This window comes from Mesorhizobium sp. M1409 (assembly GCF_040317535.1).
Lineage (GTDB): Bacteria > Pseudomonadota > Alphaproteobacteria > Rhizobiales > Rhizobiaceae > Mesorhizobium.
In genome coordinates this window covers 137,959-153,018 of sequence record NZ_JAMYKV010000003.1, presented here as the reverse complement: position 1 = coordinate 153,018, position 15,060 = coordinate 137,959, and the positions used below count along the sequence as shown (strand labels likewise).

15 protein-coding genes are annotated in these 15,060 nt (G+C 61.2%); 11 read left to right on the top strand and 4 right to left on the bottom strand.

Annotation, left to right across the window (positions count from 1 at the left end; translation table 11 throughout):
* Positions 1-19 precede the first annotated feature (19 nt).
* The 4 genes from NKG99_RS03810 to NKG99_RS35915 all read left to right on the top strand — a co-directional run bounded on the left by NKG99_RS03810 (position 20) and on the right by NKG99_RS35915 (position 2,395).
* The gene (locus NKG99_RS03810; protein ID WP_352864325.1) at positions 20-1,252 is read left to right on the top strand and encodes a phage tail tube protein; all 1,233 of its coding nucleotides are present in this window, start codon (positions 20-22) and stop codon (positions 1,250-1,252) included.
* Between the two features lie 32 nt (positions 1,253-1,284).
* On the top strand, positions 1,285-1,509 hold the full coding sequence (locus NKG99_RS03805; protein ID WP_352864323.1) for a hypothetical protein: 225 nt from the start codon (positions 1,285-1,287) through the stop codon (positions 1,507-1,509).
* Between the two features lie 92 nt (positions 1,510-1,601).
* Entirely contained in the window at positions 1,602-2,051 is a 450-nt protein-coding gene (locus NKG99_RS03800) for a branched-chain amino acid ABC transporter (RefSeq protein ID WP_352864320.1), read from the top strand.
* Positions 2,003-2,395, top strand: a complete 393-nt coding sequence (locus NKG99_RS35915) for a phage tail assembly chaperone (RefSeq protein ID WP_502913685.1) — start codon at positions 2,003-2,005, stop codon at positions 2,393-2,395. The genes NKG99_RS03800 and NKG99_RS35915 overlap by 49 nt, the downstream gene beginning before the upstream one ends.
* A 4-nt stretch (positions 2,396-2,399) precedes the next feature.
* On the opposite strand, the gene NKG99_RS03790 is transcribed toward NKG99_RS35915, so the two are convergent.
* Entirely contained in the window at positions 2,400-2,786 is a 387-nt protein-coding gene (locus NKG99_RS03790) for a hypothetical protein (protein ID WP_352864316.1), read from the bottom strand.
* 140 nt (positions 2,787-2,926) lie between these two features.
* Here NKG99_RS03790 and NKG99_RS03785 point away from each other — a divergent pair, with 140 nt between their 5' ends.
* The 6 genes from NKG99_RS03785 to NKG99_RS03760 are packed head-to-tail and all read left to right on the top strand — an operon-like array spanning position 2,927 to position 12,076.
* The gene (locus tag NKG99_RS03785) at positions 2,927-6,058 is read left to right on the top strand and encodes a hypothetical protein (protein WP_352864313.1); all 3,132 of its coding nucleotides are present in this window, start codon (positions 2,927-2,929) and stop codon (positions 6,056-6,058) included.
* Between the two features lie 7 nt (positions 6,059-6,065).
* The gene (locus NKG99_RS03780) at positions 6,066-6,659 is read left to right on the top strand and encodes a DUF2460 domain-containing protein (RefSeq protein WP_352864311.1); all 594 of its coding nucleotides are present in this window, start codon (positions 6,066-6,068) and stop codon (positions 6,657-6,659) included.
* Positions 6,656-7,486 carry a baseplate hub domain-containing protein gene (locus NKG99_RS03775; protein WP_352864309.1) on the top strand — a complete coding sequence of 277 codons (831 nt, stop codon included), beginning with the start codon at positions 6,656-6,658 and terminating at the stop codon, positions 7,484-7,486. The genes NKG99_RS03780 and NKG99_RS03775 overlap by 4 nt, the downstream gene beginning before the upstream one ends.
* On the top strand, positions 7,486-10,929 hold the full coding sequence (locus tag NKG99_RS03770; RefSeq protein ID WP_352864307.1) for a GTA baseplate fiber-binding domain-containing protein: 3,444 nt from the start codon (positions 7,486-7,488) through the stop codon (positions 10,927-10,929). The genes NKG99_RS03775 and NKG99_RS03770 overlap by 1 nt, the downstream gene beginning before the upstream one ends.
* Complete coding sequence (locus NKG99_RS03765; RefSeq protein ID WP_352864305.1) at positions 10,929-11,393, top strand: hypothetical protein; 465 nt, start codon at positions 10,929-10,931, stop codon at positions 11,391-11,393. The genes NKG99_RS03770 and NKG99_RS03765 overlap by 1 nt, the downstream gene beginning before the upstream one ends.
* Positions 11,390-12,076, top strand: coding sequence for a hypothetical protein (locus tag NKG99_RS03760; protein ID WP_352864302.1), 687 nt, complete (start codon positions 11,390-11,392; stop codon positions 12,074-12,076). Before NKG99_RS03765 ends, NKG99_RS03760 begins: the two co-directional genes overlap by 4 nt.
* Before the next feature lie 11 nt (positions 12,077-12,087).
* Here the strand turns inward: NKG99_RS03760 and NKG99_RS03755 are convergent, their stop codons facing one another.
* The 3 genes from NKG99_RS03755 to NKG99_RS03745 form a co-directional block, all read right to left on the bottom strand.
* The gene (locus tag NKG99_RS03755) at positions 12,088-12,390 is read right to left on the bottom strand and encodes a hypothetical protein (protein ID WP_352864299.1); all 303 of its coding nucleotides are present in this window, start codon (positions 12,388-12,390) and stop codon (positions 12,088-12,090) included.
* Entirely contained in the window at positions 12,387-13,853 is a 1,467-nt protein-coding gene (locus NKG99_RS03750) for a pilus assembly protein TadG-related protein (protein WP_352864297.1), read from the bottom strand. Before NKG99_RS03750 ends, NKG99_RS03755 begins: the two co-directional genes overlap by 4 nt.
* Positions 13,854-13,948: 95 nt before the next feature.
* The gene (locus tag NKG99_RS03745; protein ID WP_352864294.1) at positions 13,949-14,149 is read right to left on the bottom strand and encodes a hypothetical protein; all 201 of its coding nucleotides are present in this window, start codon (positions 14,147-14,149) and stop codon (positions 13,949-13,951) included.
* Between the two features lie 64 nt (positions 14,150-14,213).
* Between NKG99_RS03745 and NKG99_RS03740 the strand changes: the two genes are divergently transcribed.
* A complete protein-coding gene (locus NKG99_RS03740) occupies positions 14,214-15,059 on the top strand; it encodes a glycoside hydrolase family 108 protein (protein WP_352864292.1) in 846 nt (281 codons plus the stop codon).
* The last annotated feature ends 1 nt before the right edge of the window (position 15,060 follow it).

Below are 15,060 nucleotides of genomic sequence, written 5' to 3'. Positions count from 1 at the left end.
ACCTTTCAAGGAGACCATCATGGGATATCAGGAACAGTGGAACGGCTATGCCGCGTTCAAGGTGCAGTCCGGTCTTGGCGTACCGGCCTCCGGCTCGGGTGCGAAGGTCATCAGGCAGACCGGTGGCCAAGGCATACGGATGACGAAGGCCTCGATCGGCAGCAAGGAGATCAGGCGCGACGGCATGTCGACGCGCGGCCGTCACGGGCTTCAGAAAACCGCGGGCTCCTACTCGCACGAACTGTCGATCGGCGGTTTCGACGATATGATGGAAGCCGTCATGCGCGGCACCTGGAGTGCTGCAAATCTTCAGCTCACGCAGGCCAACTTCACCTCACTCACCACCGGCGCCAACACGATTGTATTTACGTCGGGCTCGCCGATCTCACTCGGGGTCAAGGTTGGTGATGTCTGGAGGCTTACCAACCAGGCGACCTCGACGGCAAACAACAACATCAACCTGAGGGTTACCGGCGTGTCCTCGACGACGGTCACAGTCGCCGAAACGCTGGTCGTCAATGTGGTCCCCGATACATCGTGCGAGCTAACCAGAACCGGTCGTGTTCTGGTCAACCCAGGTCCTGGCAACTTGGTGAAGCGCTACTTCACGATCGAGGAATATGAGTACGACACCGATCAGTCCGAAGTGTCATCGGATGCGGTCTGGGGCTCCTACAAGCTGACGATGGCGCCAAACGGGCTGCTGACCTTCGATACTTCGCTGGTCGGCACCGGCCAATTCGACCCGCTGGCATCCGGGGCGTCTCCGATGTTCACGTCGCCGGCCACTTCGACCGGTGTGCCGCTGGCAGTCGTCGAAGCCAAGGTGCGGCTCGGCGGTACCGATCTCGTCGATCTGACTTCGTTCGACATCACCGTCGACATCAAGCCGTCGTCGCCGGACGTCATCAGTCCGAGCCCCTATGCGCCGGATGTCTTCAACGGCTCCGAAACGGTGATGATGAACATGACCATGCTGCGCAAGGATCTGCTGCTGCTCGCCGACTTCGTCGATGAGACGCCACTGTCGCTGCATGTGCTCGCCGAGGAGAACGAGAGCGCACCGAAGGACTTCTTCTCGCTGTTTGTCGGCAACTTCACGCTGGGTTCGGTGGACAAGTCGGCGCTCGCCAAGGAGGGCGGCCCGCGCACCCAATCGGTCTCGGTTCCGGCAGATCTCGTCGGCGTTGACAACACTGGCGCCGGCTATGACGCCACCCAGGTCAAGATCCAGGTCTCCAACGCGACCTGATAGGCCGCCAAACCCGAAGGAAAGAAGCCAGCATGGACCCTCTCGAAAAGGCGGTGCGTGACGCCGCCGTGACGCTGCGCGACGCCATCAAGGCGGCGACCGACGCCGGCTACCGCGTCGACATGCCAAGGCATGCCGCGCAGCTCGAGGCGATCGTGGTGAGCACGACCGCCAAGAACATGAAGCCGACCGACAAGCCGGCGGAGAAAACCGCCGACAAGCCGGCGAAACGCGCGCCAACGGCCAAAGACCACTGATCCAGTTCCCGGCCGGCACCGGGGCGATGTTGCGCGCAGCACGGCGGCGGGTTGTCGGACCCGCCGCCACTACCTCCGACAAGGATATGTAAATGACCAAGGACGCCCCAATAGCCGAATTCGGCGCCGGCGAGCTCGACGCCGCCGATGAATCCAAGATGACCGTCAAGGTTGGCGGCAAGCTGACCGCCTGGGTATGGATATTTGCCGGCCCCGGTCACCCGAAAAGCGTCGAACAGGCCAACCGCATCGCCAGAGAGCGCCTCCATCTCGATCGCGAGAAGGAACAGACGCGCACCAACGGCAAGAAGTGGATCGAGCCCGAGGAATCGGTCGATGAGGCTCGTCAGCGCAACGTCAAATTCGTCGTCGACCGCATCCTCGACTGGTCGCCGGTCAAGATCGACGGTGAGATCCTGCCATTCAGCCCGGAGGCTGCCACCAAGCTGCTGATCGATCCGCGCAAGGTGGATATCTATTTGCAGGCGCTCGAATTCATCGGTGGCGAGCGGTCTTTTACGAAGGGCTCCGCGAAGATCTGATCGCCTTCGCAGAGCGTGAGTTCGCGCTGTCATCCGTCGACAAGGACGGCTTCAGCTATCGCGACATCCTGCATGGCCTGCTGTCGCGGCGTCTACCCGAGGAGCGACGGCAGGAGCTCGAGGCGGAACTGGCCTGCCCACCTATGCCCGAGGCGATGGATTACCTCTGGCGGGCCTTCGCCAGGATCTCCAATCGTCGGCCACCAGGCGGCATGTGGTCGTGGCCAGATCTCGAGTCCTTCCAGAGGATGTCAGGCCTGCGCCTGGCGCCATGGGAGGTCGACGTCATCGAACAACTTGATCGCGCCTATCTGGCTGAGGCCGCCCGCAAGCGCGATGGTTGATCGTTCATTTGAACTCCTGTTTTGTGCCGTCATCGTACAGAACAGCCTTCACGCAGACATAAGTGGCGACCTCGTCATGCTTGAGGCCCAACAGGCGTTCGAAAGTGAACGGTCCCCACGTCTTTGTTTCCGCGTAGGTGCCGGCGGGCTGGATGGAGACATCCCTGTTGAGCGCAAATGAACTGATCGATGCGCCCAAGGCGTCGCGATAGCCGGCGCTTGCATCGATCATCCGGATCGGTTTGACGGCGTTCGACTTGAACGTCGTCGTCATCTCGTTGGTTTGAGCGTCGAGCGCTTCGATCGACCAGTCCGTAAAAGTGAGAAGCGTCTCATTGCATCCAGCGTGAGCGGTTCCAGTCAGAAGCATCAAGATAGCAAGCGTTCGCATGGTGGCCCCCCTGGAGCCGCAGACGCTAGCCCAACATCACCACCGGAGCAATCATGGCTGACGAAACGCGAAGCGTCGTCACCGAACTGACCATCGACGCCCGTGGCGCCGAGGTTGGTTCGGCGACGTATGTGCGCGCCATGAAGGCGGCGCAGGCGGCGACGGACAAAGTCATCGAGCGCGAACAGGCGGCAACGGCAGCGATCGAGCGCCAGGGCGCGGTGATGACCGGGTCCATAGGGTCGATCACCTCGGCATCGAGGGCGTGGGAACGTCTCCTCGCAACGGTTGATCCCGCGGCAAGATCGACCCAGGCGATGGAGCGGGCGCTGCTGACCGCTGATACTGCTGCCAGGAAACTTGGCGTCAGTGAGGCTGAGGTGGAACGCGTCCTCGGGATGGTGCGGCTGCAGCATGACGCCGTAGCGCGCGCAGCAGCTGCCCAAGCGCAGAGCTACCGGGATCTCGCCGTAGCCGGCCGTGAGGCTGCGGCCGCTGATCACGCGCAGTCCTCCATCAACCGGACGCTCGGTATCGGCGTCGCCGACGTTAATTCAGCCCGCGCTTCTGCCGCCGTTTTCGAGGCCGCCGGCCGTGAAGCTGATCAAATGGCGGCAAAAGTCGCGGTGCTGCGTGCCGAAATCGACCCGTTGAGCACCGCCCAGATGCACCTCAACACGGAGCTCGAGGAATACGCCGTCCTCGCCGCCCGGGGTGCGATCTCGACCGAGGAACTGGCGGCCGCCCAAGCGCTGGCCCGGGGCAGGTTCGATGTGACAGCTGCCTCTGTCGCGCGCGGCAGCAAGCTGATGTCGTACGAGATGCGCAACCTGCAATTCCAGATGATCGATATCGCGCAGTCGATCCCGCTGGCGTTCCAGTCGCCGCTCTATTTCCTTCAGAACATGGGCTTCCAGCTCGCCCAGATTGGACAGATATTCATGGGGCGCGGCGGCCTGCGGGCTGGCATCAGCGAGATGGGGACGATGCTGGGTGGCATCACGTCGCGCTTCGCTTCGTTCCTCGCCGGTAGCACTGCGCTGAGGCTGCTGGGCACCGCCGCGACAGCAGCGGCCCTTGGGTTCGGAGCGATCCGCGATCAGGCGAGCGAAGCGGAACACCGGGTTGTCGGGATCGGCGAGACCTTCACGGCTGTGTTCCAGGTCATCGGCGACGCCATCCACAACAGCGTGTTGGGGACCGGCATCGACGCCGTGACATCAGGCTTCAGCTACGCCTTCCAGAAACTCGGGTCCGCCGCCGTGGACATCGCTGAGCTGATCATCAACGCATTCCATGCGGCGTTTTACGACATCGTCGCCTACTGGAAGAGCTTCCCTGATCAGCTCGGCGCCATTTTCATTGGTGCGGCGAACGCGGCGATCACGTCGCTGAACTACCTGGTCAAGAAATCGTCGGATGCGGCAGATGAGATCATTGCCGCGCTGAACCGGGTTACCGGCAGCGACATCCCGCTGCTGAATGCGCCCGATCAGTCGATCGCACCGCTGGACAACCAGTATCTCGAAAACCTGAAGAAGGCCGTTGCGGATCGCAACGCCGCGATCGAGCAGATCATGCAGTCGACGCCGCTACGCGACTTCGCCAGCGATGTCGTCGACAAGATCGCGACCAATCACGCGCTTGAAGGTCTAGACGCTCTCAAAAATATCAGCTTCGACAGCGCCGCCGGCAGCGCCAACGGCTTCAGTTCGGCAATCGGCGGCATTGGTCAGGCGGCCAATGGCGTCAAGATCGAATTCGGTGGCATGAGCCAGCAAGCTATCAACGTCTCGCGGGCGTTCGAAGATGCCAAGCTGGCGCAGTTGGGTCAGATTCAGGGGGCCACGACGGAACTCCACAAAGCGCAGAACGAAGCTGCGGAGCTTGAGAAGACCCTCGCTGCGGCATCACAAGCCAAAATTGCGGACGTGTTCGGCAAGGGCTTCGCTGGTGACGCCAATGCAGCCACGGAAGCCGTCGAGCGCAACGTCAATGCCATCCACCGGCTGTTTGCGGCCTATGACACCGGCAATGCTGGTTCCGTGCGCGACTTCCAGAACAGTCTCGACATGCTGCGCCAGACGCTTCTCGCGCAAGGCGGCGATCCGGTAGCGATCAATGCATTCTTCGACAGCATCGTCAGCGGTGAGATCAAGGTCCGGCAGCTCAATTCGACCGTCAATACCCTTCATACCAGCATAGCGAACCTGCCCAACAAGACCGTCACCATCACGGTCGTCACCCGCCAAGTCGGCTCCGGTACGCAATCGCAATACAGCGTGCCCAGCGCTACAGGCGGAGGGTCCAGCACGGTTGGCGTGACCCGCTACGGTGCAATTCCCGGCACGCAGTCCGGCCCGTCGATGACCGCCACCACCGTGCCGAATACCTCCGGCTATGGCAGCATGGGCGGCACGGGCGATCTGGGCACCAGCACCGTCGGTGTGACACGCTTCCGCAGCTCCAATACGATAACCGTCCAGCCGGTGTGGAATGACGCCACACAATCGTGGGGCTATCCAGCCCGCGCCGCAGGTGGGCCGGTCTCCGCCAACACGCCCTACTGGGTCGGCGAGCATGGCCCCGAGCTTGTGATGCCACAGTCGGCAGCGACCGTTGTTCCGCACGACCAGTCGCTTGCGCTGGCGCAATCCGGCTTCACAGGCCGCGAAGCCACCAGAGAGCAGGACCGCATCTGGACCGTCCTCATGAACATCGAGGCGAACACCCGGAAGACCTATGGCGCCCTCGACGACATGAAGACCGCAAGTGCGGCGATCAGCAGCGGGTCATCGTCCTCGTATTCTGGTGGTTCATCGTCGTCGTCAGGTGGCGCTGCGGACGATCCTCTTGCTGCCGCCTATGTGAAGGCACTGCAGACGGCTCGGTCGAACTTCCATGCAGCGGGCATCGTCGGTGCCGGGAGCATCGGATATGGCGCGCAAGGTCTTGCCGCGACACCAGAGCAGGTCGCGCATCGTGCCGTCTACGGCATGGACACCGGTGGCATGATTGCGCCCGGCGACACCCAGAAGGTCGAGTTCTTCAAGAACCCGAACGAGCGCGTCATCGTGGCGCGGCCGGATCAGTTCGAGGATCAGCGAAGCGGGTCATCGTCTTCCAGCGGTGGCGAGCGGCCGATCGTCATCCACTTCAGCCAAACGGTCCGCTCCGACGGCGCCGCGCCGTCCAGGGAAAGCCTGGCCGAACAGCGCCGCGCTTCTGCGCTGGGCCTTCAAGATGCATTGGGGTCCGTCCTTGGTCGATAATCTGATCATGCCGGAGAGCGTTTCGGTCGGCTTCAAGGGTGGCCCGCGCTTTATTACCACCAAGGCCAGGTCGGCCAGCCAGCGGACTCGACGATTGCAGAACACGTCGATCGCACGGCACTACTATTCGTGGTCCCAGAAGAACAGAGATGCCGTGTTGATCGCGACTTTGCGGGACTTCTTTTACGACCGCCGCGGCGATTTCAAGGTCTTTCTGATGAAAGACTGGACCGATTTCCAGTGCATCGCCTGCCAGATCGGTATCGGCGACGGTGTTCAGGCCGCATTCCAGGCCACCAAGACTTACACGGCCGGGTTCAATCCCTACGTCCGCATCATCCGACACATCAAAGCCGGCACTCTGGTCGTCAAGGTCGACGGTGTCACCAAGACGCTGACGACCCACTACACGGTCAGCGATACTGGTCTGATCACGTTCACCGTGGGAAACATCCCGGTTGATGGTGCGCTGATCACGCAGAGCTGCGAGTTCTACGTTCCGGTCGCATTTGAGGGGGACGCCTTCGAGCCGTCGATCCCCTACACGCTTCCTGATGTTTTGGACCTCGACAATCTCCAGGTGGTCGAGGACATCCCATGAGAGACGATTGGCCACCGGCCCTTGTCGCCAACCTGGCGAGCAAGGAGGTCACCCGCTGCTTTCTGATCGAGATGGACAACGGCATCACGCCTGTTGTGCGCCTGACTGATCATGACGTCGATAAGACCGTCGGGGACGATGTTTTCCTGCATTCTCCCGGATTCACCGTCACCAAGTTCACGGTTGCCCATGGCGGCCGGCCGGCCGGCATCGACTTCGATCTGCCGTTCGACGGTGACGGACCGCTCTATTCCGACGATATCAAGCGCGGTGTCTGGCGCGGTGCGGTGATCACGGTCTGGCTGGCGTTGCACACCGATCCTTCGGTCCGGGCAATCCTGATCGCTGGCTTTGTGGGCAAGACCGGCTTCAACGACCGCATTGCCGGCTCGATCGAGATCGCAACCCAGGCGGATGCCTTCGCCGACATCATCCTGCCGACGGTGCAGCCGAAGTGCTGGTATCATTTGGGGACCGATCCTTGCCCCGTCGACCTTGGCCCGCTGACCAGCGCCGCGACCGTGGCAACCGTCACCAGCAATTCGCAATTTACGATCACAACGGCTGGCGCGCTCGGCTACACCCACGGCGTCGCGACGTTCACTTCAGGCGCCAACGCCGGCGCGAAGGAAAACATCAGGCTGTGGGTGCCCGGCACAGGAACCATTCACATGGTCAAAGGCTTCCCGCTTGACATCGAGGTTGGCGATACCCTGACCATCTCCCCCGGGTGTGCGCAGACCCGAGCGGCCTGTTTCGCCTACGGCGCCATCCATCGGTATCCCGGCCAGGACAACACCCCTGGCGAATTGCTGGGCACCGCCTGATGGTCTGGTTCGCCACACCAGGACGTGCGTCGACGGGGGCGGGTTATGGTGCCAGCCCCATCAGCCCGAGTACCGCACAGCAGGTGCAACCGGTATCTGCGGACTCGCCCTATGCTGTCGGGAAGGTTTTAGGTCGGCCGATCCCGATCGTCATCGGCACCTATAAGGTCGAAGGTCTTCCTGTCATCGGTGGCGCCGCCACAATCCAGACGATCACTGGCTATGATCAGGTGCAGGTTCCGATCGATGGCGAGTTTTTAGGGCCATTCGGTGGGGGCAGCGGCACGCCAACAAAGACAGTCGATGTGCCTGTCTATGCGACGCAGCAGTCGGCCCAGCTCGGATACCTGCTCGCCTATGATCCTTTCGGCGACGGCTATGAACTGATCCGGCTCGAAGTCAATGATGAGGTCGTCTACGACGCGGAAAACGGTATTGGCGCCTCCGAGACCTTCCGCTTCTATGGCGGCACCCAGGTCGAAGCCGACCCGATCACCAAGGCCGTCATCGGCACCAAGGCAGGCGCGTGGCAGGGCTTCGCCATGCTGTACCTTTCTGGCTATGTGGCGGACAGCGCTCCATCGGTTAAAGCCGTCATCTCCAATTCCGCGACAAACGGCGGCGGCACTCACGAGATAGCCTGGACCAGCACAGTTCCCAGCACTTTCACAGAGAACGCGGCTGGCCGAGCTGCTGCATATGACCCGACGCAGGACGTCATCTATCAGCTTCTCGGCCAGAACGAGATTCCTGGGACTGCTCAGGTCTATCTATCCGTCCTTGATGCCGTCACCTACGCGGAACGCTATCGCATCCCGCTTGAGGGCTCGGATGTCTACGCCGCGAGTTCCAAATGGATTTATGCAATCCGCGGGTCCGGCTTTGTATTCGTGCGGTTCGCCGACGCTGTCGATGTCGATCGTGTCTACGATGTCATCACGGGCAAGATCGTTTCCTCGCATGAGGAGAGCGGCGAAATCTTCGATTGGAAGATCGGCTTTCCGTTCGGCCAGAGCTACATCATTACCGGCTTTGATTTCGGCGCCGGGCTTGGACTTCCCTATGCGCTGATCGATATCAGCGGGAACGTTTCAATTGGTCGCGTCACCGGGGCAGGCAGCGGCGATCTTGTTTATGGACGCACGACCGCCGGAACCGTGTCGTTTTTCGCCTGTGCCAGCGCCGGCACCGTCAAGGAATCGGTCTTCAATGGCGATGCCTGGACCACGACGACAGTCTACACCTCGGCCGGCGTTCCGAGTGGTGCCTGGTATGACCCGCAGACCGGCTACCTGATCGTTCTGGAGACCGTCGCGTCGGTTAGCTATATCCGCTACGTCAATCCCGACACTGGCGCTATTGTCGATAGCATCAATACGGCCAGCCATATCTATTTTATCACCACAGGCACCCTTTCGACCGGTCATGAGCGCTACTGGCCGCGTCCTGGCTATGTGATGATGACTGACGAGGTTGATGATCCGGGCAAGGTCTATCTGCTCAACATCGGCTCGAAAACGATCACCACCTATGCGCAGGATTTGAGCCTCACCAACCTCGAATTCACCACCGGCATTTTCGACCAGAACAAGTCTAGTTACTTCGAAGCCTTTGGCGACGATCATTGGGTCGAGCACAGGTTGCCCAGCATCACGCCCGGTGCGATGGCGCTGCAGGACATAATCACCAAGGCGGTCTCGCTCGGCCGCTACACGCCGGATCAGCTGACCTTTGAGGGCTTTGGCGGGCTGACCGGCTATGGCGTCGGCATCCTTAGCAACTCCAACATCCGGACCGTGTGCCAGTCGATCGCCGACATCTATGGCTTCAAGTTCGCCGACACCGGCAATGGCATGTATTTCAAGAAGCCGGGGCGGGACGGCGCCTTCTCGCTCGACGCCGCGCTGACCATCGACGATCTCGTCTTCGGGCAAAACTCCTCCATTGAAAGCCAGGATGAGGCGACGATCCGCAGGGTTTCCCAGGTCGAGCTCCAATACGTCTCGAAGACGGATTACACAACGCGGCCGGCGTCGTTCTCGATGCCGGCGATCGATAATTCCATCCGTGTCGAGCAATATTCGAGTCCGCTGTTGCTGACCGATGAGGACGCACAGACCTTCGTTACCGAGACGTATTTCGAGCGGCAGGTCGACGTCCGCCCGCATGCGTTTTCGATCACCGGCGAGAACAGGTTCCTGCCTGGCGATGTCGTGTCGGTGCCGAGCGGAAGCATCACTTACACCGTGCAGATCGGCAGCGTTGCGCTCAATCCATCGGACATGACATGCGACATCGTGGCGAACGATTTCCAGACCGCGGTCTCGACGACCATCACCCCGCTCGCAAACACCGGCCTCAGCCCGGTCGCGGTCTCGCTAGCGACGCAATACGTTCATCTCGATATTCCGCTATTCCGCTATTCGGATGATCTCGGCGGTCTCGGCCTCCGGCAGTACGGCGTCGTGGCCTCACGCGGGCAGGCAGGCTGGGGCGGCGGCCTTCTCTATCGCGGCGACACCGTGGCCACCCTTTCCGCGCTGCTCGCCCAGGCGCCCCACAACGGCGTCATTGGGGTCTGCGCGACGGTTCTGGCCAATCCGCTTGACCCGTTCGCGCTGACAGATGATTCCACAGTGACGATCCGCAGGACGGCGGGCTCCATGTCGCTGCTTGTCGACAAGACGGAAGATCAAGTGCTGGCCGGCGCGAACCTCGCTTTCATCGGGGCACAGGGCCGATGGGAGGGCGTCGGATACAAGACCGTCACCGTTGTCGATGCCAACACCTTCACGCTGTCCGGATTCACGATCCGTGGCTATCGCGGGACCGAGGTATTCGCGTCGCTCCATCAGGTGGGCGATCAGTTCCTTATGATCGATGCGGAATGGCTGAAATCTGTTTCTCACCCGCTGACCGATCTTGACGCCACCAAGTTCTACAAAGCCCTTGGCCTGACGCAGAACCCGGCAACGGGAACCGTCTTTCCGCATACGGTCATCGGCGCGGCCGAAACGCCCTATGCCTGCGTCAATCTCGATGCCGCGATTGCCGTGCCGGATGGCCTGGACCTGTCGTGTGATCATCGTTCAAGGCTCGCCGCCGGATTGAACCCCGCCAACCACGGCGAGGCAACGCTGGCGTTCGAATGGGACATCTACAACGGCGCGACCTACAAGCGGACACTCACGTCAATCACGAACTCGGTCCATTACGCCACCGCTGACGTTGCCACGGACTTTGGCGCCGATCCGCCGGCCGAGATCACCTTCGACGTGTTCATGATGAGCGCCCTCGATATCTTGGTGCCGGGCCAGACGCGAATCGGTGCCGGACGTGGCTACCGGGCTCGCGCGCATATTGTTCTCGATCCTGGCGACATGACTGCGGACAACACCATCATCACGGCGGATAGCACCGCCTTCACAGCGGATGCAGCATAATGGCAAAGCAAGTCATCAATATCGGTGCGATCGCAAACGATGGCACTGGCACACCGCTTCGTGATGCCTACGACATGATCAACGACAACTTCACCGAGGTCTACTCCGATTGGGAGAGGACTTTCGCAGCATCGGATGAAACAACCGCGCTGACAGCCGGTTCAGCCAAGATCAAGTTTCGGATGCCGCGCGCTATCACGCTGACAGCCGTGCGAGGGTCTTTAAACGATGCCCAGGTTTCGGGCTCGATCTTCACCGTCGACATCAACGAATCCGGCACGACGGTCCTCTCGACCAAACTCACCATCGACAATGGCGAGAAGACATCGGTCTCTGCAGTGACCCAGCCAGTGATTTCCGATGCCGCGCTTGCTGATGATGCCGAGATCACCATCGACATCGACCAGGTCGGTGACGGCACCGCCAAGGGTCTCAAGGTGACGCTCTACGGCACCCGCGCATGAGCATGTTGCTCAACCCGTTCATCTCCTTCCCGGCATCAGGAGGCGGGGGTGACCTACCAGTGGGAGCTACCTCGCAACTCCATTTCGTCAATGCGTTCTACTATGCCGGCGGTTCTGAACAGGCGATCTCGGCATTGCTTGGCGGTGGCTTTGATGCAGGCGCCATCTCTGGCCTCGGCATGCGGATCACACCGTCGAACGGCAATCGTCCCAAAGCGATCGGCTCCTGGCTTTCAGATATGGCCGCCGGTCTCGCGGCGGGCTGCACGATACTATTCGACATCAGCTCGGCCATCTCACCGTCCGGATTCTTGATGTTCATGGCTGATGGGGCCAACGTCGATGTCGCCGACGAAGCCATAATTGCCAGAGCGTCGGGTAATCTCAGCGATTATTGGGATCTGTTCATCGATGATGGCGTGACTGGCTCCGGCGCGCACAAGATGGCGATCACGCTCGCCCGCGATGTCGGCGGCGGTGACCATGACTATGCCTGGTGCGCTGACGGCAACACGGCCGTCACGCAGACGGTCAATTACCTGACGCATCTCGCCAGCGTCGACACCGTCCTGTTCGGCCATGATGGTGTCGGCACCGGCAATTCTTTGAACGACATCTATATCCGCTCGATCACGCTCTATCCGGCGAAGATCCCGGCCGATCTGCCGGCGCTGACAGTTTGAGGGCCGGGCCGCTACTTGGCGCAGGTTCGCATCGCTTTGGCGAACTCCGCCATGGCGTCGGCATAAGCTGACATGGGGCCAAGGGCTGCCGCTCGAGCCCTCTCCATCTTGTCGGCAGCTCTTTGACCCTCAAGCGAGAGCATCGGCAAGACCTCTGTCATCTTGTCCGCGCTGGATTTGGTGACAACACCGGCAATGGTCTCGGAGGCCACCTCGGCAGATTCTGCGAGAACGCGACAGCCCTTGGGCGATACGGTCTGCGCAGATGCCACCGACGGCATAAGCAACACGGCGAGGACAGCGGCCCATTTCATCGATAAAGCTGCGCCTCGTCGCGAAGGAAGTTGTCGAGCGAGCCGCTACCACCTCGCCCGGTGATGTCGACGATCTCGCCGTAGATATCGGCGTCTGGAGCATCACCGGCCGGCTCGGTCAGGAAAATGCTGATGAATGACTCAACGGGATAGTTCCCACCTGATCCTGATACCGTCTGGCCGGACCCATCCGATGGGTCGCAGTCAAGCATGGCCGCATAGACCATTCGGCGCTTCATATCTGTCGATGGGGTGTTGCAGGCTGGCGTGGTCGCCTCAGTGCCGTGATCGGTCAGGTTGTTGAGTTCCCATTTATACACTTCATAGCGGCTGGCATTGGCGGGCAGGCCGGTTGAGCCGTATGAGGTCGACGGGTGATTGACCGCCCAATATCCGGCGCGATCCCATGAGCCATCGCCAAGGCGGCTATTGGCGCCGCCGCTCGGGACTGTGCATGTTCCTGCCGTGAAGCAATTGTCTCGAGGGAGAGGTTTGTATTGGGAGGCCTGGGCCGCACTCGGCGCCTCATAGGTGCAACTCGGCTTGCCGGCATTCTTCACGGCCAATCCCTTTCGGGTGTTTGGCGCCGGCGGATAGTTTGCGGGATTGAGCGATCCGTTCGGGTAGATGTCGAAGCGGACATTGATCGCATCGTTGATCGGCGGGATATTGCCCGGCCGGGTGTCGACGCCATCGTTAGAATAGCAGGCCAATGGCTTCGGTGAGGCGAACATCTCCTTGACTCGCGGAACGCTCATGTCGCCGTCCGGAGTTTGCAAGAAGCCGTAGTTCCCCGGGCCATATGCCGCCGTGGCGCCGCCAGTCTGTTTCTTTAGCAGCATCATTGGTCGCGAATCCCCGGCGAGAGTGGCCGAGAACACATCCATGTTGGAATAGGGGTTGCAAATGAACATCGGCGTAAAATCACAGACGCCGCTCTTGAACCCAGCGACCGAGGTGGCACCGATTGTCCATATGCCGCTGGAGCCGGCGGACAGGAACGAGACGGGAAAGATCGCGGCGAAGCCGACCGGCGTCACTCGCACCTCAATAAAGCGGGCGTCCGATGCATCTGTGATCTCGTCGGCAATGACATTGGCATTAGTGATCGGAAGGTTGTCGGTAGCCGGCAGGGATCTGAGATATCGCCTAGTCACGCCGGCTGCTGCCAAGGGCTGTGGTCCCGGCACGGTTCCTTCGGTAGAGAAGTCGTATTCGTTGCTGACCAGCGTGGTCAACGCCCGATCTGCCCGCGTGATGCTATCCTGCTTTCCATCGAGTTCGGCCGCAGCGGCGATCGAGAAAGAATCGGCGCCGTTCTGCAGGTCGTTGTGCAGGTTGTTTGCTCGGCTCATGTCGATCGCCAGGAGCGAAAAACCGATGATCGCCGGCAGAGTAATAGACACTAGGATCAACGCGATACCGCGCTGATCATTCCAGAAATTTCGCAAAATACGAAGCATAGCAGCGCCCCTTTAGCCCAATGCCGCAAGCTTTCCCCGAGCCGGGAAGCATAGGCGCGCTGAAGAAGCGCGGCAAGTAGTCCGTTAGCAATTGGTTAAGCACTCTCCGGAAGGAACCAGCTCGTCCTTCCACTGGCCAGATGCGTCACCCGTATCCACTCGCCCTCTGGAGGTTCCGGACCTAACGGTATCCTCACCGGTCCCCAGACCTTGGCCGCCTCGACATCGCTGCCCTGGGCTTCGGTGCGCTTCACGGCCTTGCCGTTCTTCATCAATTCGACGGTGTAAATCCCCATCGGTCGACCATAGCCAAAATCCGAAACCGAGCAAACCTGCCCGCGAGGGCGGAAAGGAACTGCCATGGCCGTCTCACGCGAACGCGCGTCCCTCGACAAGCTGCTGGTGCACGAGGGCGGCTATGTCAATCATCCGTCCGACCCGGGCGGCCCGACCAACAAGGGCGTGACCCAGCGCGTCTATGACGCCTATCGAAAGGGCAAGGCCCTGGCGGCGCGATCGGTGAAGAGCATCACCATGCCGGAGGTCTACGACATCTATGACCGGCAGTATTGGGATGCGGTGAAGGGCGATCAGCTGCCCGAGGGCGTCGATTACGTGGTGCTTGACGGCGCGGTGAACTCCGGCGTCAGGCAGTCGGTCATGTGGCTTCAGCGTGCGCTCGGGCCTGCCTACAAGGGCCGCATTGACGGCGTGATGGGGTTTAGCACGCTGGAGGCGGTCAAGGCCGTCAACAACCATGATGCGCTGGTCGACCGCATCTGCGACATTCGCATGAATTTCCTGCGCCACCTCAACACCTGGTCGGTGTTCGGCAAGGGCTGGGCGACACGGGTGTCGGAGGTGCGCTCGATCGGCAAGGCGTGGGCCTCCGGCAGCACGCCGCAGGTTGCTAGCTTCATGGATGGCGGCCAGGCCAAGGGCTATATCGAGGACGCCCAGACTGCGCCTGGCAATGGTGTTGCCGACGCCGCCACGGGCGCCGGTATCGGTGGCGGCGGCCTTGCCGGCACCTTGCAGGGCTTGCAGGAGCAGCTGACGCCGCTGTCCTACTCCAGCGAGTGGATCACCAAGGTCGTAGTCGTCCTAGGCATCGTCAGCGTGCTGATGCTGGCCGGCGGCGTCGGCTATCGCTGGTACGCCACGCGCAAGGCCGCGCGGCTGGCGCAGGCGCTGGGGACGGTGTGAC

Bases quoted from the DNA above. Each gene is read 5' to 3' on its own strand.
- NKG99_RS03750 (WP_352864297.1), bottom strand. From the start codon at position 13,853: ATGCTTCGTATTTTGCGAAATTTCTGGAATGATCAGCGCGGTATCGCG.
- NKG99_RS03760 (WP_352864302.1), top strand. From the start codon at position 11,390: ATGAGCATGTTGCTCAACCCGTTCATCTCCTTCCCGGCATCAGGAGGC.
- NKG99_RS03740 (WP_352864292.1), top strand. From the start codon at position 14,214: ATGGCCGTCTCACGCGAACGCGCGTCCCTCGACAAGCTGCTGGTGCAC.
- NKG99_RS03785 (WP_352864313.1), top strand. From the start codon at position 2,927: ATGAAGGCGGCGCAGGCGGCGACGGACAAAGTCATCGAGCGCGAACAG.
- NKG99_RS03805 (WP_352864323.1), top strand. From the start codon at position 1,285: ATGGACCCTCTCGAAAAGGCGGTGCGTGACGCCGCCGTGACGCTGCGC.
- NKG99_RS03775 (WP_352864309.1), top strand. From the start codon at position 6,656: ATGAGAGACGATTGGCCACCGGCCCTTGTCGCCAACCTGGCGAGCAAG.
- NKG99_RS03800 (WP_352864320.1), top strand. From the start codon at position 1,602: ATGACCAAGGACGCCCCAATAGCCGAATTCGGCGCCGGCGAGCTCGAC.
- NKG99_RS03790 (WP_352864316.1), bottom strand. From the start codon at position 2,786: ATGCGAACGCTTGCTATCTTGATGCTTCTGACTGGAACCGCTCACGCT.
- NKG99_RS03755 (WP_352864299.1), bottom strand. From the start codon at position 12,390: ATGAAATGGGCCGCTGTCCTCGCCGTGTTGCTTATGCCGTCGGTGGCA.
- NKG99_RS03765 (WP_352864305.1), top strand. From the start codon at position 10,929: ATGGCAAAGCAAGTCATCAATATCGGTGCGATCGCAAACGATGGCACT.
- NKG99_RS03770 (WP_352864307.1), top strand. From the start codon at position 7,486: ATGGTCTGGTTCGCCACACCAGGACGTGCGTCGACGGGGGCGGGTTAT.
- NKG99_RS03810 (WP_352864325.1), top strand. From the start codon at position 20: ATGGGATATCAGGAACAGTGGAACGGCTATGCCGCGTTCAAGGTGCAG.
- NKG99_RS03745 (WP_352864294.1), bottom strand. From the start codon at position 14,149: ATGGGGATTTACACCGTCGAATTGATGAAGAACGGCAAGGCCGTGAAG.
- NKG99_RS03780 (WP_352864311.1), top strand. From the start codon at position 6,066: ATGCCGGAGAGCGTTTCGGTCGGCTTCAAGGGTGGCCCGCGCTTTATT.